General features: G+C 47.7%; 16 protein-coding genes, 1 tRNA gene and 2 pseudogenes. 17 read left to right on the forward strand and 2 right to left on the reverse strand.

The annotated features are described in order from the left end of the window. From pntB to P3339_RS04080, 5 genes and pseudogenes are all read left to right on the forward strand, one after another. Window positions 1–1391: pseudogene (pntB, locus tag P3339_RS04060) on the forward strand (Re/Si-specific NAD(P)(+) transhydrogenase subunit beta). A gap of 322 nt (window positions 1392–1713) precedes the next feature. Then, window positions 1714–2100, forward strand: a complete 387-nt coding sequence (locus P3339_RS04065) for a hypothetical protein (protein WP_282952503.1) — start codon at window positions 1714–1716, stop codon at window positions 2098–2100. Then, on the forward strand, window positions 2085–3203 hold the full coding sequence (locus P3339_RS04070) for a S41 family peptidase (protein ID WP_282952504.1): 1119 nt from the start codon (window positions 2085–2087) through the stop codon (window positions 3201–3203). Before P3339_RS04065 ends, P3339_RS04070 begins: the two co-directional genes overlap by 16 nt. A 2-nt stretch (window positions 3204–3205) precedes the next feature. Further along, complete coding sequence (locus P3339_RS04075) at window positions 3206–3583, forward strand: hypothetical protein (protein ID WP_020414677.1); 378 nt, start codon at window positions 3206–3208, stop codon at window positions 3581–3583. 384 nt (window positions 3584–3967) lie between these two features. After that, on the forward strand, window positions 3968–7684 hold the full coding sequence (locus P3339_RS04080) for a hypothetical protein (protein ID WP_282952505.1): 3717 nt from the start codon (window positions 3968–3970) through the stop codon (window positions 7682–7684). A 112-nt stretch (window positions 7685–7796) separates the two neighbouring features. Here the strand turns inward: P3339_RS04080 and yhbY are convergent, their stop codons facing one another. After that, on the reverse strand, window positions 7797–8099 hold the full coding sequence (gene yhbY, locus P3339_RS04085) for a ribosome assembly RNA-binding protein YhbY (protein WP_020412374.1): 303 nt from the start codon (window positions 8097–8099) through the stop codon (window positions 7797–7799). 139 nt (window positions 8100–8238) lie between these two features. Here yhbY and rlmE point away from each other — a divergent pair, with 139 nt between their 5' ends. The 12 genes and pseudogenes from rlmE (at window position 8239) to cas6e (ending at window position 22469) form a co-directional block, all read left to right on the forward strand. Next, on the forward strand, window positions 8239–8862 hold the full coding sequence (rlmE, locus tag P3339_RS04090; protein ID WP_020412375.1) for a 23S rRNA (uridine(2552)-2'-O)-methyltransferase RlmE: 624 nt from the start codon (window positions 8239–8241) through the stop codon (window positions 8860–8862). Between the two features lie 175 nt (window positions 8863–9037). Further along, complete coding sequence (gene ftsH, locus P3339_RS04095) at window positions 9038–10963, forward strand: ATP-dependent zinc metalloprotease FtsH (RefSeq protein WP_020412376.1); 1926 nt, start codon at window positions 9038–9040, stop codon at window positions 10961–10963. 99 nt (window positions 10964–11062) lie between these two features. Beyond that, the gene (folP, locus tag P3339_RS04100; RefSeq protein ID WP_020412377.1) at window positions 11063–11908 is read left to right on the forward strand and encodes a dihydropteroate synthase; all 846 of its coding nucleotides are present in this window, start codon (window positions 11063–11065) and stop codon (window positions 11906–11908) included. 94 nt (window positions 11909–12002) lie between these two features. Then, window positions 12003–13355 (forward strand): phosphoglucosamine mutase, encoded by a 1353-nt coding sequence (glmM, locus tag P3339_RS04105; protein WP_282952506.1) that lies wholly within the window; start codon window positions 12003–12005, stop codon window positions 13353–13355. A 119-nt stretch (window positions 13356–13474) separates the two neighbouring features. Further along, window positions 13475–14209: a triose-phosphate isomerase gene (gene tpiA / locus P3339_RS04110; RefSeq protein WP_282952507.1), complete on the forward strand. Its 735-nt coding sequence runs from the start codon at window positions 13475–13477 to the stop codon at window positions 14207–14209. Window positions 14210–14277: 68 nt separating this feature from the next. Beyond that, window positions 14278–14709, forward strand: coding sequence for a preprotein translocase subunit SecG (secG, locus tag P3339_RS04115; protein ID WP_020412380.1), 432 nt, complete (start codon window positions 14278–14280; stop codon window positions 14707–14709). Between the two features lie 7 nt (window positions 14710–14716). Then, window positions 14717–14802 (forward strand) — tRNA-Leu (locus P3339_RS04120). 1233 nt (window positions 14803–16035) lie between these two features. Next, the gene (locus P3339_RS04125) at window positions 16036–16581 is read left to right on the forward strand and encodes a hypothetical protein (RefSeq protein WP_282952508.1); all 546 of its coding nucleotides are present in this window, start codon (window positions 16036–16038) and stop codon (window positions 16579–16581) included. Between the two features lie 979 nt (window positions 16582–17560). Continuing rightward, window positions 17561–19711 carry a type I-E CRISPR-associated protein Cse1/CasA gene (gene casA / locus P3339_RS04130; protein WP_282952509.1) on the forward strand — a complete coding sequence of 717 codons (2151 nt, stop codon included), beginning with the start codon at window positions 17561–17563 and terminating at the stop codon, window positions 19709–19711. Window positions 19712–19845: 134 nt separating this feature from the next. Further along, window positions 19846–20921, forward strand: a pseudogene (cas7e, locus tag P3339_RS04135) (type I-E CRISPR-associated protein Cas7/Cse4/CasC). An 8-nt stretch (window positions 20922–20929) separates the two neighbouring features. After that, window positions 20930–21688, forward strand: coding sequence for a type I-E CRISPR-associated protein Cas5/CasD (gene cas5e / locus P3339_RS04140; protein ID WP_282952510.1), 759 nt, complete (start codon window positions 20930–20932; stop codon window positions 21686–21688). 10 nt (window positions 21689–21698) lie between these two features. Then, on the forward strand, window positions 21699–22469 hold the full coding sequence (gene cas6e, locus P3339_RS04145) for a type I-E CRISPR-associated protein Cas6/Cse3/CasE (RefSeq protein WP_282952511.1): 771 nt from the start codon (window positions 21699–21701) through the stop codon (window positions 22467–22469). Window positions 22470–23646: 1177 nt separating this feature from the next. On the opposite strand, the gene P3339_RS04150 is transcribed toward cas6e, so the two are convergent. Further along, a complete protein-coding gene (locus P3339_RS04150; RefSeq protein ID WP_282952512.1) occupies window positions 23647–24390 on the reverse strand; it encodes a PLDc N-terminal domain-containing protein in 744 nt (247 codons plus the stop codon). Between the last annotated feature and the right edge of the window lie 81 nt (window positions 24391–24471).

Consider the following 24471-nt stretch of genomic DNA (forward strand, 5'->3'; position numbering starts at 1 on the left):
ATGAACGGTATGATTGCAATGGCTTATCTCTTCTCTGCGGTGATGTTTATTTTAAGTCTCGGAGGCTTGTCAAGCCATGAGACAGCTCGTCGCGGAAATATTTATGGCATGGTGGGCATGGCAGTTGCCATAATTGCCACAATCTCAGGCGTGGCTACCGGAGCTTATTGGATGGTGGCTATCGCAATGGTTGTAGGTGCTGTGATAGGGCTCTCCCTGGCCAGGCGTGTCGCCATGACTCAAATGCCGCAAATGGTGGCATTGCTGCATAGCTTTGTTGGCCTCGCTGCAGTGTTGATTGGTTGGGGGGCTTCCTTGATCCTCGAATTACTCTGCACGGTGCTGCCCATGTTGTACACAGCACTGAAATTTATCTCGGTGTTTTTATCGGTGCGATAACTCTCACTGGTTCTTTGGTTGCCTTCTGTAAGTTGCAGGGATTAGTTTCCGGCAAGCCATTAATGCTGCCAGCTCGTCACTGGTTGAACTTAATTGCAATCCTGGCCTGTATTGTATTGGGGGTTTTATTTGTACCTGCAGATGTACATGCGGGGACGGTTATAAATCTCCTCCTGATGACTGCTATTGCGTTGCTATTGGGCATTCACCTTGTGGCGGCGATTGGCGGTGCCGACATGCCAGTGGTTATTTCCATGCTGAACAGCTACTCAGGGTGGGCCGCAGCTGCGACCGGGTTCATGTTGGGCAATGACCTGCTGATTGTAGTGGGGGCTCTGGTTGGCTCTTCCGGTGCGATACTCAGCTATATTATGTGTCGTGGTATGAACCGCTCCTTTATCAGTGTGATTCTCGGTGGATTTGGTTCAGATGGTGGTGAAGTTTCCGATGAGGAGGTTGATGGTGAGGTTATTGCGATTGACCAGCAAGAGCTTGCCGAGGAACTCAAGGCCGCTGATAGTATTATCATCGTGCCTGGGTTCGGAATGGCTGTTGCCCATGCGCAACAAGCAGTCAGTGACTTGACCGATCGCCTGCGCGGCATGGGTAAAATGGTACGCTTTGGTATTCACCCTGTCGCGGGACGCCTGCCTGGCCATATGAATGTTCTTCTCGCTGAGGCCAATGTGCCCTATGACATAGTGCTGGAAATGGATGAGATCAATCCGGATTTCCCCAGTACTGATCTGGTACTGGTTATAGGTGCTAACGACACCGTAAACCCAGATGCGGTAGAAAAGCCGGGTTCTCCCATAGCCGGTATGCCGGTGCTAGAAGTATGGAAAGCTCACAGAGTTGTTGTACTAAAACGCTCTATGGCATCCGGGTATGCGGGGGTTGCCAATCCACTCTTTTATAAAGAAAACGCACGAATGCTTTTTGGGGATGCGAAAGACAGTCTTCAAGGCGTGCTAGGCAGGGTCAGTGACTAATCCTGATTCGTTGTTGGCCGGCTTTAGGAAAGCGTAAAAATCCCTCCGGCTTGGGGGACTGGTGTCCAGGGACTACAGTACCTCCAAGCCTCTTTTCTCACGGAAAGCTATTTATTTTCAGTAATAATTAGGCTATCGCTCGGCTTACTGATTAATGATAACCTCCAGTCCTTTGCATATCTTCACGAAAAATAATAAGTGGGAGTCTGGGGATGGGGATCCATTTGCATAAATTGGCCTTTGTGGGAGCTATTGCCCTTGGAGCCTTTGGGCTTGCGGCTTGTGGAAGTGGGAGTAGTGACTCGGAAGGGGGGCTACTGGCGTGGAGAACCCTACTCCTGTTGGTGGCTCCTGGGAAAAGGGTAATTTTCTGCCAGTCTCAACTTTCACCGACCGTTGTGTTTCACCGCGAAGTGGCACTGATCCTATAACCGGATCTGCTTATGCTGATGTATTGGGCACACGCCAGGATGAAAATAACTGGCTGCGTTCAATGAGTAATGAACTCTATCTTTGGTATGACGAAATCGAAGATAAGGATCCTGCGCGATTTGATAGCTCTCTGACTTATTTTGAGGAGTTGCGAACATTCGCTTTAACCCCTCTGGCCGAGAAAAAGATCGTTTTCACTTCACTGAGCCGACGGATGAATGGCTATCTCAAAGCGAGTCCGGGATATATATTGGCTATGGTGTGCAATGGGCATTGATATCGAGCGAACCGCCACGCAAAGCGCTAGTTGCTTACCTTGATCAGGAAGATAGCAGCCTGCCGGATGCCATTACTCGCGGCGCTGAAGTTATTAGTGTTGACGGCGTTGACCTGGCTAATGGTAGCGATGTCGATACATTGAATGAAGGCATGTGGCCCGCTAAATCAGGTGAGTCTCACGAGTTTAAAATACTACCTTTGGGTGCCTCTGACCCTGTGACGGTTACTTTAGTATCGGCCGAGGTTGAGTCAGATCCCGTGCAGCATGTGAAGGTGGAAACCACTGACTCTGATCGTAAAGTGGGTTATATGCTGTTTAATGACCATATTGCCAAGGCAGAGGGAGAATTGATTGATGCGATTACTGAGCTTGAATCTGAAGGTATTGATGATCTGATTTTGGATCTTCGCTACAACGGTGGAGGCTACCTGGATATTGCGGCTGAATTAGCCTTTATGATTGCTGGCGATAATAGTGTTGGGCAATCATTTGAACATATGCAGTTCAATGATCAACACCCAGAAATAAACCCGGTTACTGGGGCACCTCTTGATCCAACTCCATTTCATACTTCTGCTTTGGGACTTGCTGATGATTCCTTAAAAGGATATCCGCTCCCGACCCTGAATCTCCCGCGATTATTTGTTTTGACTAGTGGTAATACATGTTCAGCCAGTGAAGCCATTATTAATGGATTGCGGGGAGTGGATGTGGAAGTAATCCAGATCGGTGAGACCACCTGTGGTAAGCCTTACGGCTTTTATCCCCTAGATAATTGTGGCACTACTTATTTCACAATCCAGTTTTCTGGTGCCAATGCCAAGGGATTTGGTGAATATTCGGATGGATTTGTTCCTAATGGCCCATTTGGTACTGAAGCAGATTTACCAGGTTGTGAGGTGGACGACGATTTTGATCATTTATTGGGGGATGTGAATGAGGCGCGATTTGCTGCAGCGCTTAATTATATTGAGGGCGGTGACTGCGGTGATGTTGCGGTGAAAGCGTTCGCTGAATTTGGTACAAGCAATCGATTACTTGAATCAAATGTAAGTGTACCAAAAGAGATTTCTCGCAGTAACCGTATTATGGTGAGGTAAAAGTGAAAGCCTTGATTACAACAAAGTTACTATTAATCGCTCTAGTATGCTTAGGTTGTGGAGTTCAGCGGGTATCTGAAAGCCTTCAACCCGCTCTGATTGATGAGATGAGTCCACAAGCGCACAGTGAACTACAGCGAGTTGTTTCTCAGGCTATGGGAGGTATACAGGTAACTGTTGGAGTTGAGGCGCTTACTTATGAAAGCTTGCTGGTTGTTGAGCCTGGCCGTAAGCAAATGAGAAGTATTGGTCGTGAGTATAGCCGGCCAACTAAATTTCAGCTTGTTTCTGATGGAGATAGATGCTTGCTGGAGCGTCTTACTGATGGAAAACTATGGGAATTACAAGTTTCTTGTAAGTTAAAAAGTAATATTCAATAGCTGTAAATGAAGAAGGCAACGAGGTATAGCCTTCTCATTTTTCTATATTGTGCACCCAGTAATCAATAGTGCTTTTCTACTCCTCTGAAAATATATTTTCTTTTCCGTTTTTCTTTCTTTCGCTATTTTTATAAGAAAGCAACTGGTTTGAATTCTTGGGGCGCTTAACAATTTGCCTCTTATTCTCTGCCCTGCAGTTATTGAAATTCTAGGATTTTTCTTTCAAATTGGTATAAATCTATTAATTTGATTTTATTTTGTGCAAGCTAAATGGTATTTTTATATTTTGGATTGAGATATATTGGCGCCAAACTTCAATCTGGATGTTCACCTGTTGGGAATTGCTAGGTGAAATAAGGCTTAAATAATCGGGGGCTGGAAGCCATGCGCCGTCGCGATCTGAATCGTTTTGTACCATTCTCTGTATCTTGTTCCTTTTCTTTACTTTTCACTGCGTCAGTCTTAAGTAGTTGGTCTTATGCCGATAGTTTTGACTCTGATATGGATGGCATGCCTGATTACTGGGAGAGCGCTTATGGGTTGAATATTTACTCAGCAGATGATGCCCTTACTAGTTTGGATATGGATACGCTCTCCAATTTGGCTGAGTTCCAACTTAGGACCAACCCAAGAAAAGAAGACACCGATTTCGATGGTGTGCCAGATGGTTTGGATTTATGGCCACTAGACCCAAATAAGAACTGGGATCATGACGGTGACGGCATCCCCGCCTCCTGGGAAGTCAGCCGTGGTTTGAATGATGACGATGCTCAAGATGCAACTCAGGATAATGATTTTGATGGTCTCATCAATTTGCAGGAATACCAAGCAGGCACCCGAATAGATCTTAGTGACAGTGACTTTGACGGTATTAAAGATGGCGAAGATATCGCACCGCTAAATGCCGCTTATCGTTTTGATCATGACGGCGATGGCCTGCCGGAATTATGGGAACAGGAGCATCACTTTAATGATGGCGATGCCGGTGATGCAGCGGAAGATACCGACAGTGACGGCCTGACGAATTTACAAGAGTACCAAGCCGGCACCGACCCGCGTGCTCCAGACAGCGATCATGATGGTGTTGCAGATGGCCAGGACTTATTGCCAACCGATGCCCGCTACAGTCGTGATGAAGACGGCGATGGCATGGCGGACGAATGGGAACAGGAACATGGCCTCCGTAGCGATGATCCCACTGATGCTATTTTTGATGAAGATTACGATGGTCTCAGCAACCTGCAGGAATACCAGCTGGGCACTAACCCGCAAGAGCGTGATAGCGATGGTGACTGGGTAGAGGATGGCGAAGATCGCTTCCCAACCAACCCGCAGTATCGCCATGATTTTGATGGAGATGGCCTTCCTACATTTTGGGAGAACCAATACGGCCTGGATGCCAGTCGCCCAGAGGATCGTGGTGAAGACCCCGATGGTGATGGCCTGACGAATGCCCTGGAATTTGAGCTGGGTACAAACCCCATTAATCCTGACACTGATGGGGACAGCGCCCGTGATAGTGAAGACTGGTGGCCGCTAGACCCAAATAAGAACTGGGATCATGACGGTGACGGCATCCCCGCCTCCTGGGAAGTCAGCCGTGGTTTGAATGATGACGATGCTCAAGATGCAACTCAGGATAATGATTTTGATGGTCTCACCAATTTGCAGGAATACCAAGCAGGCACCCGAATAGATCTTAGTGACAGTGACTTTGACGGTATTAAAGATGGCGAAGATATCGCACCGCTAAATGCCGCTTATCGTTTTGATCATGACGGCGATGGCCTGCCGGAATTGTGGGAACAGGAGCATCACTTTAATGATGGCGATGCCGGTGATGCAGCGGAAGATACCGACAGTGATGGCCTGACGAATTTACAAGAGTACCAAGCCGGCACCGACCCGCGTGATCCAGACAGCGATCATGATGGTGTTGCAGATGGCCAGGACTTATTGCCAACCGATGCCCGCTACAGTCGTGATGAAGACGGCGATGGCATGGCGGACGAATGGGAACAGGAACATGGCCTCCGTAGCGATGATCCCACTGATGCTATTTTTGATGAAGATTACGATGGTCTCAGCAACCTGCAGGAATACCAGCTGGGCACTAACCCGCAAGAGCGTGATAGCGATGGTGACTGGGTAGAGGATGGCGAAGATCGCTTCCCAACCAACCCGCAGTATCGCCATGATTTTGATGGAGATGGCCTTCCTACATTTTGGGAGAACCAATACGGCCTGGATGCCAGTCGCCCAGAGGATCGTGGTGAAGACCCCGATGGTGATGGCCTGACGAATGCCCTGGAATTTGAGCTGGGTACAAACCCCATTAATCCTGACACTGATGGGGACAGCGCCCGTGATAGTGAAGACTGGTGGCCGCTAGACCCAAATAAGAACTGGGATCATGACGGTGACGGCATCCCCGCCTCCTGGGAAGTCAGCCGTGGTTTGAATGATGACGATGCTCAAGATGCAACTCAGGATAATGATTTTGATGGTCTCACCAATTTGCAGGAATACCAAGCAGGCACCCGAATAGATCTTAGTGACAGTGACTTTGACGGTATTAAAGATGGCGAAGATATCGCACCGCTAAATGCCGCTTATCGTTTTGATCATGATGGCGATGGCCTGCCGGAATTGTGGGAACAGGAGCATCACTTTAATGATGGCGATGCCGGTGATGCAGCGGAAGATACCGACAGTGACGGCCTGACAAATTTACAAGAGTACCAAGCCGGCACCGACCCGCGTGATCCAGACAGCGATCATGATGGTGTTGCAGATGGCCAGGACTTATTGCCAACCGATGCCCGCTACAGTCGTGATGACGACGGCGATGGCATGGCGGACGAATGGGAACTGGAACATGGCCTCCGTAGCGATGATCCCACTGATGCTATTTTTGATGAAGATTACGATGGTCTCAGCAACCTGCAGGAATACCAGCTGGGCACTAACCCGCAAGAGCGTGATAGCGATGGTGACTGGGTAGAGGATGGCGAAGATCGCTTCCCAACCAACCCGCAGTATCGCCATGATTTTGATGGAGATGGCCTTCCTACATTTTGGGAGAACCAATACGGCCTGGATGCCAGTCGCCCAGAGGATCGTGGTGAAGACCCCGATGGTGATGGCCTGACGAATGCCCTGGAATTTGAGCTGGGTACAAACCCCATTAATCCTGACACTGATGGGGACAGCGCCCGTGATAGTGAAGACTGGTGGCCGCTAGACCCAAATAAGAACTGGGATCATGACGGTGACGGCATCCCCGCCTCCTGGGAAGTCAGCCGTGGTTTGAATGATGACGATGCTCAAGATGCAACTCAGGATAATGATTTTGATGGTCTCACCAATTTGCAGGAATACCAAGCAGGCACCCGAATAGATCTTAGTGACAGTGACTTTGACGGTATTAAAGATGGCGAAGATATCGCACCGCTAAATGCCGCTTATCGTTTTGATCATGATGGCGATGGCCTGCCGGAATTGTGGGAACAGGAGCATCACTTTAATGATGGCGATGCCGGTGATGCAGCGGAAGATACCGACAGTGATGGCCTGACGAATTTACAAGAGTACCAAGCCGGCACCGACCCGCGTGATCCAGACAGCGATCATGATGGTGTTGCAGATGGCCAGGACTTATTGCCAACCGATGCCCGCTACAGTCGTGATGAAGACGGCGATGGCATGGCGGACGAATGGGAACAGGAACATGGCCTCCGTAGCGATGATCCCACTGATGCTATTTTTGATGAAGATTACGATGGTCTCAGCAACCTGCAGGAATACCAGCTGGGCACTAACCCGCAAGAGCGTGATAGCGATGGTGACTGGGTAGAGGATGGCGAAGATCGCTTCCCAACCAACCCGCAGTATCGCCATGATTTTGATGGAGATGGCCTTCCTACATTTTGGGAGAACCAATACGGCCTGGATGCCAGTCGCCCAGAGGATCGTGGTGAAGACCCCGATGGTGATGGCCTGACGAATGCCCTGGAATTTGAGCTGGGTACAAACCCCATTAATCCTGACACTGATGGGGATAATATCCCTGATAATACAGATCCTTCACCGGCAGAGTAGGATATTAGTTGAGTTCTGGAGCCTGGAAGGGAAAGGCAATAATTTCGCTGGTTTAGCAGGGTATTGATAGCTTCGAGGTGATTTTTGGAGCGGCATTTGCCGCTCCAAAAAATTAACGCAATAAGTTGGATTTCTTAACATCCGGCTTCTGCGCCGCACGGTAAATCAATGCAATCTTGCCAATCTCTTGCACCAGTTCCGAGGAGGATTTCGCACAGAGGTCGCCCACGATCTGGTGGCGAACTTCACGGTCGGCAATCATTAATTTGACCTTGATCAGCTCGTGATCTTCAAGCGCACGCTCCAGTTCTTCCATCACGCCATCGCTGAGCCCATTGCCGGCTACAGTCACCACGGGTTTCAGGTTGTGACCGAGAGAGCGAAGAGCTTTTTTGCGGTCGGCGGTTAAAGGCATACAATACTCCATTACCACTTTGTGGATATCGATGTGGAAGCAGCCACAGACCTCGATTGTCACCAGCAGACGTTTGGGACATGCGCGGTCTGTGGCCGCTTTTATAATTAAGCTGTAGTGATTGTAGGCATTGTACCTGATGGGCCGATCTAAGAGCAGCCACCGTTGGTTGCGTGAACATTTTAATGACCAGTACGTCAAGCAGTCCCAAAAAGAGGGCTACCGCTCCCGTGCCAGCTACAAGCTGCAGGAGCTGCACAATAAGGACCGCTTGTTCAAACCGGGCATGACGGTTGTCGACCTGGGAGCGGCGCCGGGTGGCTGGTCCCAGGTCGCAATGGAGCTGGTGGGGCACAAAGGCCGGGTTTTGGCGTCTGACATATTGCCTATGGACCCTCTGGCGGGCGTGGACTTTGTACAAGGCGACTTTACCGAGGAGTCAGTGCTCAATGAGCTGCTGCAACACTTAGGTGATGATCTGGCAGACCTTGTGATTTCCGATATGGCCCCCAATATGAGTGGGATACGCGACGTGGATCAGCCCGCCTCCATGTATTTGGTGGAATTGGCTGTGGATATGGCTCGCCAGGTTCTGAAACCCGGCGGGGCCTTCGTTGCCAAGGTGTTCCAGGGCGAGGGTTTTGACGAGCTGATTCGCGATCTACGCGGCAGCTACAACAGTGTTGTGACCCGTAAGCCCGGTGCTTCCAGGCCCCGCTCCCGCGAAGTCTACTTGGTAGCGCGTGGTTTTAAGGGCGGTTGAGGCGAGCGGTGTATTTCTGGTCTGGGCGCCCGATATGGTATAAGCGATACCAAGATCGGGGGCAGGGCTGTTGACCCCCGCACCTATACTGGTTTGAATCAGTGTCGATGTGACCGGCGTTGCCGGATGAACGGATTTTGAGTGCGAAAGCGAGAGGGCTATCCCTTTGAATGATATGGCAAAGAACCTTGTACTGTGGTTGATCATCGCGGCGGTGCTGCTGATGGTATTTCAGAACTTTAAACCGCAGTCACGGGATGAGGCTCTCAGCTATTCCGACTTTGTTCAGGATGTGCAGTCGGGCCAGATAAAAAGTGTGGTTGTAGATGGCCTGGTGATCACCGGGGAGAAGGCGGATGGCAACCGCTTTAAGACTATCCAGCCACAAATCATTGATGACGAACTCACTAATGAGCTAGTGCGCAGCAATGTGCAGTTCGTCGGTCGTGAGCCGGAGTCCCCCAGTATCTGGCAGCAGCTGTTGGTTGCCAGTTTCCCGATTCTAATCATCATCGCTGTATTTATGTTCTTTATGCGCCAGATGCAGGGCGGTGCCGGTGGGCGCTCTGGCCCAATGGCCTTTGGCAAGAGCAAGGCGCGTTTGTTGGGCGAAGATCAAATCAAAACCACCTTTGCCGACGTTGCGGGTGTGGATGAAGCAAAAGAGGAAGTGCAGGAGTTAGTTGAGTTCCTGCGTGACCCGACCAAGTTCCAGCGCTTGGGCGGCAACATTCCACGTGGGGTCTTGATGTGCGGTCCTCCTGGTACTGGTAAGACTCTGCTGGCTAAGGCTATTGCCGGTGAGGCCAAAGTACCATTTTTCTCTATTTCAGGTTCCGACTTTGTAGAGATGTTTGTCGGTGTGGGTGCTTCCCGCGTACGCGATATGTTTGAACAGGCCAAGAAGCAGGCCCCCTGTATCATCTTTATCGATGAGATTGATGCTGTTGGTCGCCACCGTGGTGCCGGTGTGGGCGGTGGCCACGATGAGCGCGAGCAGACACTGAACCAGTTGCTAGTGGAGATGGATGGTTTTGAGGGTAGTGAAGGGGTGATTGTTATTGCCGCAACTAACCGCCCTGATGTGCTTGACCATGCCCTTTTGCGCCCCGGCCGTTTTGATCGTCAAGTATTTGTGGGTCTGCCTGATATCCGTGGACGTGAGCAGATCCTTAAAGTGCACATGCGCAAGGTGCCTCTGGATGACAAGGTCAATGCCCAGACTATTGCTCGTGGGACTCCCGGCTTTTCCGGTGCTGATTTGGCCAACCTGGTAAATGAGGCAGCCTTGTTTGCTGCTCGTGCAAACAAGCGCACTGTGACTATGGAAGAGTTCGAACGTGCCCGTGACAAGATCATGATGGGTGCCGAGCGTAAGTCCATGGTTATGAATGAAAAGGAAAAAGTGAATACTGCTTACCATGAAGCTGGTCACGCTATTATTGGCCGCCTGGTGCCGGAGCATGACCCTGTACATAAGGTAACCATTATTCCTCGTGGCCGCGCGCTTGGAGTCACCCAGTTCCTACCGGAAGAAGATAAGTACAGCCTTTCCAAGCGTGCGATTGAATCGCAGTTGTGCTCTCTGTTTGGTGGGCGTATCGCTGAGGAAATGACTTTGGGTATCGATGGCGTAACGACTGGGGCCTCCAACGATATCGAGCGAGCCACTGATTTGGCGCGCAATATGGTGACCAAGTGGGGGCTTTCCGAGAAACTGGGTCCGCTGCACTACGGTGAGGATGACAGTGGACAGCCAGGGCAGGGCAACCCTGTTTCCGGTAAGACCTCCAATGAAATTGATGAGGAAGTACGCCGTATTATTGATAGCTGCTACGAACGAGCGAGTAAACTGCTCGAGGAAAACAGGGATATTCTTGAAGCGATGAAAGATGCGTTGATGGAATATGAAACCCTGGATGCAGAGCAAGTTGATGATTTGATGGCTCGCCGTAAGGTACGCCAGCCGCGGGACTGGCAGGACAATAATTTTGGTTCTGGCGGTAACAGTTCTACCGGCGAAGCGGATACTGAGACTCATGAAGCTTCTACCGAAGCCGATAAAAGTAATACCGTGGGCGGCCCGCTGAACGAGCATTGAGCTCCAAACAGAATTACAAGGACATAACTAACGGAATGCCCGATCGGAGATAAGGCGTATGCCTATTCCGCTCTGGCATTCCGTTTTTTTATCTTTGACATGAAAATTATTTGTGGAAAACATGCGCTGGACTTATCCCAGCCTGTTGTTATGGGGGTCCTGAATACAACACCGGACTCTTTCTCTGACGGCGGCAGCTACTATGCTGGCGGAAGCCTGGACCTGTCTCTGGTTCTGTGTCGAGCTGAACAGATGCTGATGGCAGGAGCTGCCATCCTGGATGTGGGTGGTGAGTCCACCCGCCCAGGAGCAAGCCCGGTTTCGGAACAAGAGGAGTTAGATCGGGTTATTCCAGTTGTTGAGGCTATTAGCTCGAACTTTGAAATTGTAATTTCTGTCGATAGCAGTACTCCTGCGGTGATGCAGGCCGCTGCCGAAGTTGGGGCAGGCTTAATTAATGATGTTCGTGCTTTGGAGCGGCCTGGGGCCTTAGAAGCTGCGGCGCAAACTGGATTACCAATTTGCCTGATGCATATGCAGGGACAGCCAGGTAGCATGCAGGCGGCGCCTTCCTATGGAAATGTAGTGGAGGAAGTTGCCGCTTATCTGGAGCAGAGAATCGCGATATGTGAAAGCCGGGGAATAGTACGCGAGCGGCTTATCATTGATCCGGGTTTCGGCTTTGGAAAAACTGATGCGCATAACCTAGCACTATTACGTGGTTTATCTCAGCTGGCCCCCTCCAATATTCCTATCCTTGCCGGGTTATCTCGCAAGTCAATGATCGGGCGGCTGCTAAAACGTGAAGTGGATGAAAGGCTGCCTGGAAGTCTGGCTCTCGCCATGATGGCTGCGCAGCGAGGAGCTAAGATCCTGCGGGTCCATGACGTCGCAGAGACCGTGGATGTGTTGCGCTTACAACAAATGGTTGACCGCGAAGGCTAACCCGTTCCACTGACGAAGTTAAACCGAGCCGCTGGGAAATTTCTGTATTTTCCGCAAGATAAAAAAGCGGTATTTGACGTTACTGAGAAGAGTTATGGAAAGAAAATTTTTTGGCACTGATGGTATCCGTGGGCGAGTGGGCGAAGGCGCGATTACCCCGGATTTTATGCTGCGATTGGGATATGCTGCCGGTAAGGTGCTGGGAAAAATGGCTGGCGAGAAGCGTCCGGGCAGACCCTGTATTTTGATTGGCAAGGATACACGGGTTTCCGGTTATATGTTTGAGGCCGCACTGGAGGCTGGCTTGATAAATGCCGGCGTGGATGTGGGATTGCTTGGGCCAATGCCAACGCCTGCAATCGCCTACTTAACCCGGACTTTCCATGCGCGCGCAGGTATTGTGATCAGTGCCTCTCACAACCCTTACCATGATAACGGTATTAAGTTCTTTAGTGCTGAGGGTAGCAAGTTACCAGATCAGATAGAGATGGAAATTGAGGCGGCGCTGAGCCTGCCTATGGAGACCGCAAAGGATCTCGGCAAGGCCCACCGAATTGATGATGCTGCTGCTCGCTATATCGAGTTCAGCAAGGCATCTACTCCCTGGAACTTCTCCCTCGATGGGCTCAAGATCGTATTGGATTGCGCCAATGGAGCGACATACCATATTGCCCCGAAAGTATTCCGTGAGCTTGGAGCCGAGGTCACAGCCTTGGGTGTCAGTCCTGATGGAATGAATATCAACCTTGAGTGCGGCTCGACCCAACCCCAGCAGCTCCAGAAGGCAGTGCTGGAGCAGGGAGCGGATTTGGGAATTGCATTCGATGGCGATGGTGACCGAGTACTATTTGTGGATTGTAACGGTGAACTCGTCGATGGAGACCAGTTGCTTTTTATTATCGGCTTGCACCAGCAAGAGTTCCTTGGTGGGTGTAAAGGGGTGGTCGGCACCCTAATGAGTAACTATGGGTTCGAGCTGGCCTTGCGAGAGCGCAATATCCCATTTGAGCGGGCAAAAGTCGGGGACCGTTATGTCCTGGAGAAAATGTCTGCAAATGGTTGGATGCTGGGTGGTGAATCTTCGGGCCATATTATCTGTGCTGATGCCTCCACCACCGGTGATGGTATTGTTGCTGCACTTCAGGTACTTCGTGCTTTGCGTGAATTTAATGAGCCCTTGCATCAGCTCAAATCGCGTATGAGAATGCTACCCCAGCACATGATTAATGTGCGACTGGGGCATAGAGATGGTGTAATTGAGCACCGGGACGTGAGAGCAGCCGTTAGTGATGCAGAGGGCCAGCTTGCCGATAGTGGACGTGTACTCTTGCGCCCATCAGGCACTGAGCCACTGATTCGGGTAATGGTAGAAGGACGCGACAGTGCACTGGTTGAGCAATTGGCAAAACAGATTTCCTCCGTGGTTGAGCGGATAGGGAATAGCTGATTCCGAATTGAAGAAAGCTTGGTAAGCTGGACTGAGCCGGGTATACGGTAAAGTCGTATATTTTTGGTTGTATGTTGGCGGCAATGTCGCTAAGATTTGCGCCCCTTGAAGGAGCACACATGCGAACACCGCTGGTAGCAGCTAACTGGAAAATGAATGGCAGCCGAGAGTTTGCCGAGCATTTTTTTGCAGACCTCGATCTGGAGGGAGTGACTTCCGACGTTGTTGTATGTCCGCCATTCCCTTACCTCCCCTTGGTTGCTCAGGTAGCGAAGGATAAAGGCAGCATTTGGGTCGGCGGGCAGAATATGAGCCAGGAGCCCGTAGGGGCTTTTACCGGTGAAGTTTCTGCAAGCATGTTGCTCGACTGGAATGCCCGATATGTAATTGTCGGTCATTCTGAGCGCCGTAGCCTCTACGCAGAAACCAATGAGCTGGTAGCGAAGAAATTTGTTGCTGCTCAGCGGGCTGGTCTGATTCCCATTTTGTGTGTGGGAGAAACCCTTGAAGAGAGGGAAGAGGGGCGTACTCTAGAGGTTGTTACTGCACAAATTGCGGCGATAAGTGATCTCATTGATACAAACGCCTGGAAAGACGCTGTTGTTGCTTATGAGCCAATTTGGGCCATAGGCACAGGAAAAACTGCGACTCCAGAGGAAGCACAGAGTGTGCATCAGTTTATCCGTGCTCAGCTCGGTAATATTGGTGCTGAAGTGCAGATTTTATATGGCGGTAGTGTAAAATCCGCTAATGCCGGCGCGCTGTTTGCGCAGGCTGATATTGACGGTGCCCTTGTTGGTGGAGCCTCGCTTGATGCGAAAGAGTTCGCTGCAATTTGCCACGCTGCAATCTAGATTACAGCGGGTGGGTTAGGGAATACTGAAAACGGGTTGGTTCAACCCCGGCAGAGAGTTTCCAGAAAATGGAAAAATTGGTATTAGTCGTACACGTTCTGACAGCGTTGAGCATTATCGGTTTGATTTTGCTGCAACAAGGTAAAGGCGCGGAAGCAGGTGCCTCTTTTGGTGCGGGTGCATCACAGACAGTTTTTGGTAGTCAGGGTAGCGGAAATTTCTTTTCTCGCTTGACAGCAATTTTTGCGACGGTATTCTTCGTCACCAGTTTGGGGCTGGCCTTTTTGGCTCGTCAGAACGCCGATGCTAATGTCGATGCAGACCTGCCGCAAATACCTGCTGTAATAGAGCAGGGCGCCCCTGCTACAGAGTTGCCCGAAATCGAAAGTGATATCCCGCAACTCGAAGCAGATTTGGAATCTGGTGATGTTCCCCAGGCTCCCACTGACAGTGACTCCACAGAGTCTGAAGCTGATCAGGAAAATGAGGAACAGCAGTAAATTTTAAGCCCAGGTGGTGGAATTGGTAGACACGCTATCTTGAGGGGGTAGTGAGCTATGCTCGTGCGGGTTCAAGTCCCGCCCTGGGCACCACATCAAGATCCGAAGAAGTTCGGAATCATCCAGAAAGCCCGGTAAATCCGGGCTTTTTGCTATCTGGAGGGTACAGCCCCCGCTCTTGTTCGTTGTCATCCGGTGCTATATTTGGTGCTACCTGGTTCAATTTAGAAACTGGTAACACCACTATGGCTCTGAATGCCCAAACCAAGCAGGTCAAACCAAGCGACAAGGACCAGTGGCTAACAGATGGCCAGGGGTTGTGCTTGTGCTCAAATCTACTGGAGTAAAGTATTGGCCGCGTGGATGCCGATTCCAGGCAAAGCAATGAACGCTGGCTCCGGGATTGCCTATAGCAGAAGTAGTAAAAGTTGCAGGAATAAATTTGCTATTCGTAGGAGACGTGCCTCTTTTGGTAGAAAGCACATTGAAAAACACCAGGTGAGATTCGAATAGACTGAAATTTTTCTGCCGCTGTGGAAGAGTGATGAAATTATCAAAAAGGGATTTAGGCAGAAGGGATCGCCGATCATGTGCGAGCCAGGTTAAGAAATAATACCTTCTTTCAAATTGGGCAAAGGCCTAACACCTACCTGCATTCCCAAGATGAAATTTCTGTTGTCCGTCATATTGAGGAGCGGGATGTAATGCATGTTGCTCTACGGGTTTTGCGGGATATTCGCTGAATTTGTTGCTATGCCGTTCAGTTTGGCAAACTTGCTCATAGTTCCACAATTGTCTTGGCGGAGCTAAATATAGCTGGGAAACTAGTTACTGTACTTTCACTTCAAGAATCCGTAAGTCAATAATTTAGTTTGACGGCAGGCTTTAGCGAACAGTATGTGGCTATCTAGCACCCAATGATAGATAGGTAAATTTTCCCTGCAAGAAGTGAGGCCGTTATTCATTATGTAGCTATGCCAGGGACTTGCAGGGTTCGCACTTGGGGCTTCTTACAAGTCAGCAGATAGAATCAAACTTTAATGTGCTCTTCGGAGTGAGAGCAACCCGAACTCTTCTGTTTAGCTAAGTAAAATTAGCTCCCCAGTCTGATTATTTCTAAATGGCACCGCGGTACATTCTATTAAGAGTAAAGTAGGGGTGAAGTTCAGCGTTTAATTGCCAGCGCCATAAATGATAATTGAACTGAAATCCTTTGATTTATAGTGCGTCAATGTAATTGAGCTGACTGAGTTCGATATTTACTTGTTAGTAAATAAAAGGGTATTTATACTGCCGCTGCGTATGTTAATTTTTTAAGGATAAAAAATGAAGTGTTTTAAAGTTATGTTATTGGTGTTGGCTTTTTTGCTCTCCAGCCCATTGTTTGCGGAAGTGGTTGCAATTGCTGGTGTTAAGCATAGTGTTACAGATTTTTCCCATAGTTCAGATACCCGGCGCATTGCAAATATTGAAATCTTCGGTGACAGTGGACAGGAAATTACCTTTGATATTACCGCAGTCGTATCAGGTCTAGGAGAAATTAAACCAGACGTCATTTGTCGCTCTTCATACGCCAGAGAAAATTGTTATACCATGGATCGTCCCAAGATCTATGATTTTGTTTATGACATCAGGATGACAGCTAGCTGTATTGCTGAGGATGGTAGCAAAATTGCAATAGGAGCTGATAGGGACAACAAGAATATCTACACCAACGTACCTATTTCAGATTTGCGTAAAGAGGTAATCTTAACTATCGATAATACCTTAATTACAGAAGGCAAGTGCGATAATTTAACAGTCGATATTCAGGGTGATATGGACGTGATCCAAGATGTAGATTTAGAAGTTTATATTTACGAGGTATTTTAGTTCGTAGATTGATAGTGCCGGTAGAAATACCGGCTATCCTATAGTCGGACTCTGTTTCAATGTAATATCCGTTACTGATTGTGGACTTATTATAAGACCCAAGTTAAACCCTTTGAGGATCTAAAATTACCTTGTATTGAGAAAAGGATGAGACCCCTATCTTTGAGTAATTACTTAATATTTGGTATGGAGTTGTAGAGCTTGGGTTTTAGTTGTATCTCAAATTAGCTTGGCACTTAATAAGAACATGAGCTTAATAAAGCTGCTATTTTCAATGCGCTCGAGCGCCACTACTCCCTGATAGTTGCATAATGCAATTATATGAATAAATTTTATTTTTCTTAATTTTGTGGTGTTGCTTGCTGGGGGGCAATGTCTTAACCACATGTCTTAGATAGATCGTCTGTATATCGTAGTTTATAAAAGTTAAGAGCGTTTTCAAAAATCTCTTAAGGTTGCCACTTGGTCCTGTTTTAGAATTATTTATTTTTATTAAGCCTGTTTGTTGAAGCCATGATTAATGAGATTCTTTAAGATTTAAGGGGTGTTTACATTGGCCGTTGATAGAAGCTTAAAACTTTTAATATAAGCCTTATAAATCCAACCAGCCAAAATCCTCGATGAGCTAGTGAAAATAATAGCATCACTTTAAGGGGCGTGAGTTCAATATCCAATAACCATAATGACTTCGGTCTCTATAGGAGGGCAATATTAATGAACTGGACAGTTACTCTACTGCTAAATTAATGAAGAGCCCTGGTCAATAAACGAAAAAAATACCTATTAATTGAGATAGATCATTTTATTGGGAGAAGAATCAATTAAATTTAGAATGTCTATTAGTGAGAGCCGATAGGCCATCAAATATTTATAGCGAGACCTCCAAGTATCAAGGTGAATGTAATTTCTGGTCCTTATGAAAAGGATTGGTAATATTGCTGCAATAAAACTGGATAGTATTTGATCAGGGAGGATCAAAGTGAATCTTATTAGTGACTCATGGATACCGGTAATTCGTCAGGATGGAGCAAGAGTTAAAGTCACCCCTTGGCAGATTACGGATCGGGATAATGCGATCCTTGATATTGTGACAGTACGTGCAGATTTTCGCGGGGCTTTGTATCAGTTTCTGATTGGCCTGCTACAGACTACTTTTGCACCGAGAAATGTGAATTCTTGGGGGAGGCTATATCAGGAATCCCCTTCACCAGAGTCACTCAAAGCTGTTTTTTCATACTATGAAAATGTGTTTGAGTTAATGGCTTGGACCGAGCCAGCTTTTATGCAGGATCTGGGTTTGGTTACTGGTGAGTCCAAGCCGGTTGTCTCCTTATTGATTGAAGCGCCCGGTAATAAAACCTGTAAGGCAAATTTGGATCACTTTATTAAGTGTAACCAGGTTCAAGGTATGTGTCCTAGCTGTGTTGCCACTGCTCTTTTAACCTTGCAGATTAATGCCCCTTCAGGTGGGCTGGGGCATAGAACCAGCCTGCGTGGCGGGGGCCCTTTAACCACGCTGCTAATGTCGTCTTCAGATGAAAGTAGTCTCTGGCAAAAGCTCTGGCTGAATGTATTACCAATGGAGGAAATACCCACTAGGCCGAGTAATAAGGATACCAGTGTTTTTCCTTGGCTGGCTCCTACACGACTTTCCAACACCAACGGGATGCCTACTTACCCCGAAGATACACACCCTTTGCAAATGTACTGGTCCATGCCTCGAAGGATTCGCCTGGATCTGGCGACATTACATATTGGCTCATGCGACTTATGCGGCGAGCACTCTTCTTCTTTACTTAGTCATTTTATATCCAAGAACTATGGTGTCAATTACGATGGTGCTTGGCTTCATCCGTTAACACCCTATCGATTTAATCCAAAGAAAAAGAGCCCACCAATCAGTTTAAAGGGGCAGCGGGATGCAATCGGTTATCAACGCTGGCTTGGCCTGTTATGGCATGACGATACTCTAGGTGATCGTGCCAGTGCAACTGTGCATTATTTTAATAAGGAGTATGGTGAATTAATTAATGAACAGACTGGTGGTAATCATCTGAGTTTGTGGTGCTTTGGATATGACATGGACAACATGAAGGCCCGCTATTGGTCCGAATACCAAATGCCTGTAATTTTAGTAAAGCAGCACGAACAAGTGCATTTTGTTGAGCAAGTAAGTTTGCTAATAAAGATGGCAAGAGATGTGTTAAAGGCACTGCGCTTTTATATCAAATCTGTGTGGTTTCCTCAATATAAAGAAGCTAAAGGCAATCTTTTATTTATTGATCGAAATTTCTGGAGAATTACTGAGCCGGAATTTTACAAAATGCTGAGCATCCTCTCCACACACTCTCAAGAACTAAAATCTGTGTCACAAAATATGATAGCAAGCTGGTACAGGACTCTTAAAACTGTTGCAGAAGAAAGTTTTGATCGGTGGATACTTGACAATTTTGTAGAAGATTTAAATCAGAAAAGAGTTTTTGGAGCTAGGGAGGGTCTACAAGCCAAGTTAAGTCGTATGGCCAGAGTGAATTTACTGGATAGTGACGCTGAATTTGAGCAAGGAGAGAGCGTGATGGCGAGTTATCAATTTCTCAAAAGTGAAGATGTTTCGAAACTGCGTGCATGGCATACCTGGCTCAATACGTTAGAGGGACGCGCAGACCGTGCGCGGCTACGGCGTGCTGTAGAACCAATGGACGCTTTGGTTACTTCAGCATTCATTCGTTTTTTGAAGGCAATGCCCGACCGTTGGCAAAACAACGAAGATATTCGTCTGGAGGATGCTGCACTTGTAGCGACTTTGGCTGCTCACGTTAGCAGTGATACTCCTAGAGATGTGGCGAAAACAATTGCTCATTCTCTAGCTACTGTTGATGAAGGAAATGGACGGCCGGTGATGAGTGAGATGCGCTTTTCCCAACTGCAACGGAGTAGAGACACTCCTGAATTTTATCGACGTCTGGTCAGGGCTCTAAGATTACTTAGTGGAAAAGCAGATATCGCCAGTCTAGCTAATGATTTGTTGCATTGGCAGCATGAAAGGCGAGTGGCACCGGTGCGAAATGTAAGGGAGCGATTGGCTGTTCGTTGGGCAACGGACTATTACGCAAGGCTGTTAGATTATTAGTTAGTCTCAAGTTTAATATTTTATAGTCAGCGAGTTGATTTTCAAATTATGAACTTCCTTTAGAGTTCTTATCGGTATCAAAGCTGGCGTGAGTGCTTTTGAGCGAACAATCGTCTCAAAACAAGGAGAGAGTAGTGAGTCGGTTTATCCAATTACATGTTTTGACTGCCTATCCACCAGCTAATCTGAACCGGGATGATTTAGGGAGACCAAAAACTGCCAAAATGGGGGGTATGATCGACTTCGCATATCCTCACAGAGTCTAAAACGTCACTGGCGCACTTCAGATTTATTCCAGCGTGCCTTAGGGAGAGAGGCAGAAAATGGCTTAGTTGGAACGCGCAGTAAGCGACAAGGTGTTTTGGTTTTTGAAAAGTTACTTAGGCTGGGAGTAGCAGAGAAGAAAGCAAAACTATGGGCTCAGAGGATAGCGGAACAATTTGGCAAACTAAAAAAGTCGGAAAAAGATAATCCAAGTGCGGATCTCGAAATTGAGCAGCTGGTGCACCTGAGTTTGGCTGAGCAAAAGGGTATTGAGGATCTGTTACACAAACTTGCAGCAGAAGGTCGTGAGCCGGAAAAATCTGAGCTGGACTTACTGCGTAGAGAAAATATGGCGGTAGATATCGCCCTGTTTGGTAGAATGCTCGCCTCCAAGCCTGCTTATAATATCGAAGCCGCTTGTCAAGTGGCTCATGCACTATCAGTACATTCTGTAGTCATTGAGGATGATTATTTTACCGCAGTGGACGACCTCAATAATCATGGTAAGGATAATGGTGCAGCTCACCTCGGAGAAGCCGGTTTTGCCGCAGGACTTTTCTACTCTTATATTTGTATCAACAAAGAGCAGCTGATTGATAACCTTGGTGAAGATAAATCACTTGCCGATCGTACACTTGCAGCCTTGACTGAAACAATTCTCAAAATTGCTCCTGCCGGAAAACAAAACAGTTATGCCAGCCGTGCATATGCCTCTTATGTGCTCGCTGAAGTCGGCGATCAGCAGCCGCGATCACTTTCCGTAGCCTATTTAAAACCCGTGGATCGCTATAGCGAGGATTACGCTCAGGAGGCGATTGATGCGCTGCAAGGACAACTGCATAATTTCGACAAGGTATATGGCCAGTGTGCTGACAGCCGCTATATTCTCAATGCCGTAAATGGGCAGGGTAGCCTGCGAGAGTTGCTGGCATTCGTTAGCGAATAGGTGGCTTTATGGAACACTTGGTATTTTGCCTTTATGGCGCCATGGCATCCTGGGGAGAGGTTGCAGTTGGTGGAATCAGGCACAGTGCTTGTTATCCCAGTAAGTCAGCTATTGCAGGTTTGCTTGGTGCAGCATTGGGTATTAAGAGATCAGAGGAAACACAGCAGTTGGAGTTGGCGAGAGGGTATTGTCAGGCAATAAAAATAGTTAACTCGGGAGTTCTGCAAAGAGACTTTCATACAATACAAGCTCCAGACAGTGCCGGTAAATTCCGTTATCGCACACGTAGGGACGAATTGGTAGTGGGCTGCAGCCGGCTGGGCACTATCTTGTCTCAACGCGAATACTTAGCCGATGCTCAAGTATTGGTCGCTCTTAAAGCAACAGAGAGCGCGCATTGGTCGCTGAAAGATCTGGCTGGGGCACTGGCTCGCCCCAAGTTTCATCTGTATCTGGGGCGTAAGGCTTTTCCTTTGTCGGTACCCACTGCTGCTCATTTAATAGAGGCTGAGAATTTTCGGCATGCACTTGATCTGTACCCATTGACTGACGTCTTGCAGTATCAACTTACATGGGCAAGGCAGGAGCGCTGGCGACCTGATGATTTGCCTAGCCAATACTACTGGGAGGGTGATATAGAGGATTTTTCACAGGAAGATGAACAGTTTTCCTTGGGAGCTGTGCAGCAATTGAGTCGCCTGGACGAACCTCTATCTCGCAAGCGCTGGCAGTTCCAGCCGCGTATGGAATATCACTGGCGTTCATAAGGAAGTGGCTATGTACTTATCCAGAATTCAAGTGTCCTCCAGTTTAGCCATACAAGCGCAATTGGCGACCCTGTTGAAAAATAACAGCTACGGTATCCATCAGATGTTATGGGAGTTATTCAATGGTAGCGAGCGTTTTCTGTTTCGTGAGGAATCAGCCTGTGAGCAGCTCCTGAGTGAGCGAAGTCTGCCAGTATTTTACCTGCTTTCTCGGAAGAAGCCGATTAGAGATGGGTCGCTGTTTAGTGTAGAGAGTAAAGCTTTTATACCTCGGTTACAGGCCGGGGATCGGCTGGCGTTTCGCCTGCGAGCCAACCCTACTATTTCACGAAAGTCGGCTGTGGCTGGCCGAGGTAAGCGTCATGATATTTTGATGGATGCCCAATATCATTGGTTACGTGATCAATGTAAAACTCATTCACTTTTGCAAAGCGGAAGAAAGGGAGAGTTGAAACAGCGCCTACTGGATGCAAAACCAGGTTTCTATGCAGGTGGGCAAATAGAATCCCGGCTCCAGGAGGTATCCGTGGTAGCTTCTCGTCACTGGCTGATTGATAGGGGCTCGCGCATGGGTTTTGATATTTACCCTCCAAAACTTCACAGTAATGGCTATCGCTGGAACCTTCTGCCGAAAAAAGGACGCGGTGCTGGTTTCTGCTCAGTAGATTATCGTGGAGAACTGCTGGTGACTGATCCAGAGTTATTCTTACAGAAGATTTGTACGGGTATTGGTCCGGCCAAGGCATTTGGTTGTGGTTTGATGCTGATACGCCGCATTTGACTTTTAGAAGAGTGGAGTATTTGCAGGCTGAGTTTTTTTGATGAGGGCGTATATATTAGACACTTTCTCGAGTATGAAACAAGTATTGTCAATTTCCCAGCTCAGGCAGGGCTTTACCGATAAAATCAATCCCGATTGATTTTCTCCAGGTGTGTTCCCCACATGGGTGGGGTTTAGCCGGTAGTATTTTTAAAATACAGATGAAGGCCAATATGTTCCCCGCTATGCGGGGTCAGTTTACTGTGGGAGCAATAGCTTAGCCTAAGGCGTGAGCTTCTCAATGGTCTGGAGGCAGTTGATAAAACTCGACTAAGGCTTTAATAATTTCCCTCCTTGTGTTGAATTACCTATTTAGGGGTAATGCACTTTCATAATTCTAGTGGTAAGTTATCGCGCCTATTTCTGGCGACGTAAATAATTAGCTGATTACTAAATCTTCAAAGTTTGAACTTTCCCTGTGCCCACGGGGATGAACCGACGATGGAGAAATCGTTAGTCGGAGTGTGGATGTTTCCCTGCCTGTGCAGGGTTGAACAAACTCTGGGGAATGATGTTATCTGCTAGAGTGTTTGCCGGGGATGGGGTTTGTGCTGTACGAGTGCAATGGCCAGCAGTCGATGTTCGGCTGCTGGCCACTACTTTTAGGGCATCCTTTCCTTGGACCAGCTAACCGGATAGTGCTTGCATTCTCTATCTACCAGTTTCAAAAGTGAGGGTATTCTGTATTGGCCATACCTTGTAGGATATGAGGTTTTTAGGTTGTAAGGCCAACACCAAAACTACTTATATATAATGGCTTGATGCTATTACCTCGTAGAGTGTCAGCTTTGCCTGGAGTCCCTTTATATCGTTTTTTGGCGGATCCGATAATTGGGACTTTATATGTTAGCACTTGGTATAGATAGGTCCTTAGGTCGGGCTGCAGCTCTGAACCCAGTGTGACATAGTTATCAATCACAATAAATTGCGATTGTAGTTGGTTTTCCTTGATTAGAGCTAAAATGCAAAGTAGTCCTCGTTTGTGCTTGGTTGTTTTTTTATTTTCGTGTCTGTTCTTTACGGGGTAGCTGCTCCAGATAGTTTACATCAACAGCCGGGATCACTTACCAAGCTCCAGTATTAGAAAAGAGTTACTTTCTTTAGAACAAAGTATTTAGGAGTAAGAATATTTCCTGCTTTATGCCTTATCCTGACAGTTCTGCTTTAGCCTGCTTAAGAATATCCTTATGGATGCTGCGGTAAAAACTGTTTGTTTCATCTGCATTTTTAGGATTCTTTGCAGTATATTCATAGCTTTATCTCCTTGTTGAAGCCTTTTTAAAAAGATTGCATAGTAAAGACCTGCGGCGGGCCCACTATAATAGCTGTACAGTGTCTCGTATTCATGTTCAGCCTCGGCAATCATCTGTAAGGCATCCAGGGTGCGAGCATAGAGTAGATGGGCATCCTGATCTTTAAACTCTGGACTCTTGTCTATCAAAAAATCCAGGGTTTCCTTACAGTTGTTAAATTCTTTGAGCAAAAATAGACATCGAGCTAATCCGAACAAAATCTGAGGGTCATCCTTAAAGGGGCCTTGCAAGCTCTTTTGATATAAGTCCTTGGCTTCCTGGTTCAGCCCCTTCTCAAGGCACTCCTCCGCCATTTTTATATAGTTTTTTATGCTACTGGATTTGGCCAGATTTTGTGCTGCCTGATTGATATCTTGATTTGGATTCATCAGTTTCTGGACTTTTCTACGAGCTTTTTGTCCGTTTCGGGAATTATTCATTTCTGGCAATATTTCTAAAATCAGATAGGCAATAAGTCCCGCCAAAGGCAGCATGACCAGGATCCATATCCAGGTGGTATTGCGCCCGGTCTTCAGTACGTGAATAACAAAAGCGACTTGTATCAGGATGGAGAGAACTAAAAACGGCATATTGGGAAGACATTTATCCGGCTTAGAGGACTACACAGCTACTGCTTTTGCCAGGAACTGCACAAAAGGGGGTAGGGTAAA

This window comes from Microbulbifer sp. MLAF003 (assembly GCF_030012965.1).
Taxonomy (GTDB): domain Bacteria; phylum Pseudomonadota; class Gammaproteobacteria; order Pseudomonadales; family Cellvibrionaceae; genus Microbulbifer; species Microbulbifer variabilis.

Bases quoted from the DNA above. Each gene is read 5' to 3' on its own strand.
- P3339_RS04080 (WP_282952505.1), top strand. From the start codon at position 3,968: ATGCGCCGTCGCGATCTGAATCGTTTTGTACCATTCTCTGTATCTTGT.
- yhbY (WP_020412374.1), bottom strand. From the start codon at position 8,099: ATGCCTTTAACCGCCGACCGCAAAAAAGCTCTTCGCTCTCTCGGTCAC.
- rlmE (WP_020412375.1), top strand. From the start codon at position 8,239: ATGGGCCGATCTAAGAGCAGCCACCGTTGGTTGCGTGAACATTTTAAT.
- ftsH (WP_020412376.1), top strand. From the start codon at position 9,038: ATGGCAAAGAACCTTGTACTGTGGTTGATCATCGCGGCGGTGCTGCTG.
- folP (WP_020412377.1), top strand. From the start codon at position 11,063: ATGAAAATTATTTGTGGAAAACATGCGCTGGACTTATCCCAGCCTGTT.
- glmM (WP_282952506.1), top strand. From the start codon at position 12,003: ATGGAAAGAAAATTTTTTGGCACTGATGGTATCCGTGGGCGAGTGGGC.
- tpiA (WP_282952507.1), top strand. From the start codon at position 13,475: ATGCGAACACCGCTGGTAGCAGCTAACTGGAAAATGAATGGCAGCCGA.
- secG (WP_020412380.1), top strand. From the start codon at position 14,278: ATGGAAAAATTGGTATTAGTCGTACACGTTCTGACAGCGTTGAGCATT.
- P3339_RS04125 (WP_282952508.1), top strand. From the start codon at position 16,036: ATGAAGTGTTTTAAAGTTATGTTATTGGTGTTGGCTTTTTTGCTCTCC.
- cas5e (WP_282952510.1), top strand. From the start codon at position 20,930: ATGGAACACTTGGTATTTTGCCTTTATGGCGCCATGGCATCCTGGGGA.
- cas6e (WP_282952511.1), top strand. From the start codon at position 21,699: ATGTACTTATCCAGAATTCAAGTGTCCTCCAGTTTAGCCATACAAGCG.
- P3339_RS04150 (WP_282952512.1), bottom strand. From the start codon at position 24,390: ATGCCGTTTTTAGTTCTCTCCATCCTGATACAAGTCGCTTTTGTTATT.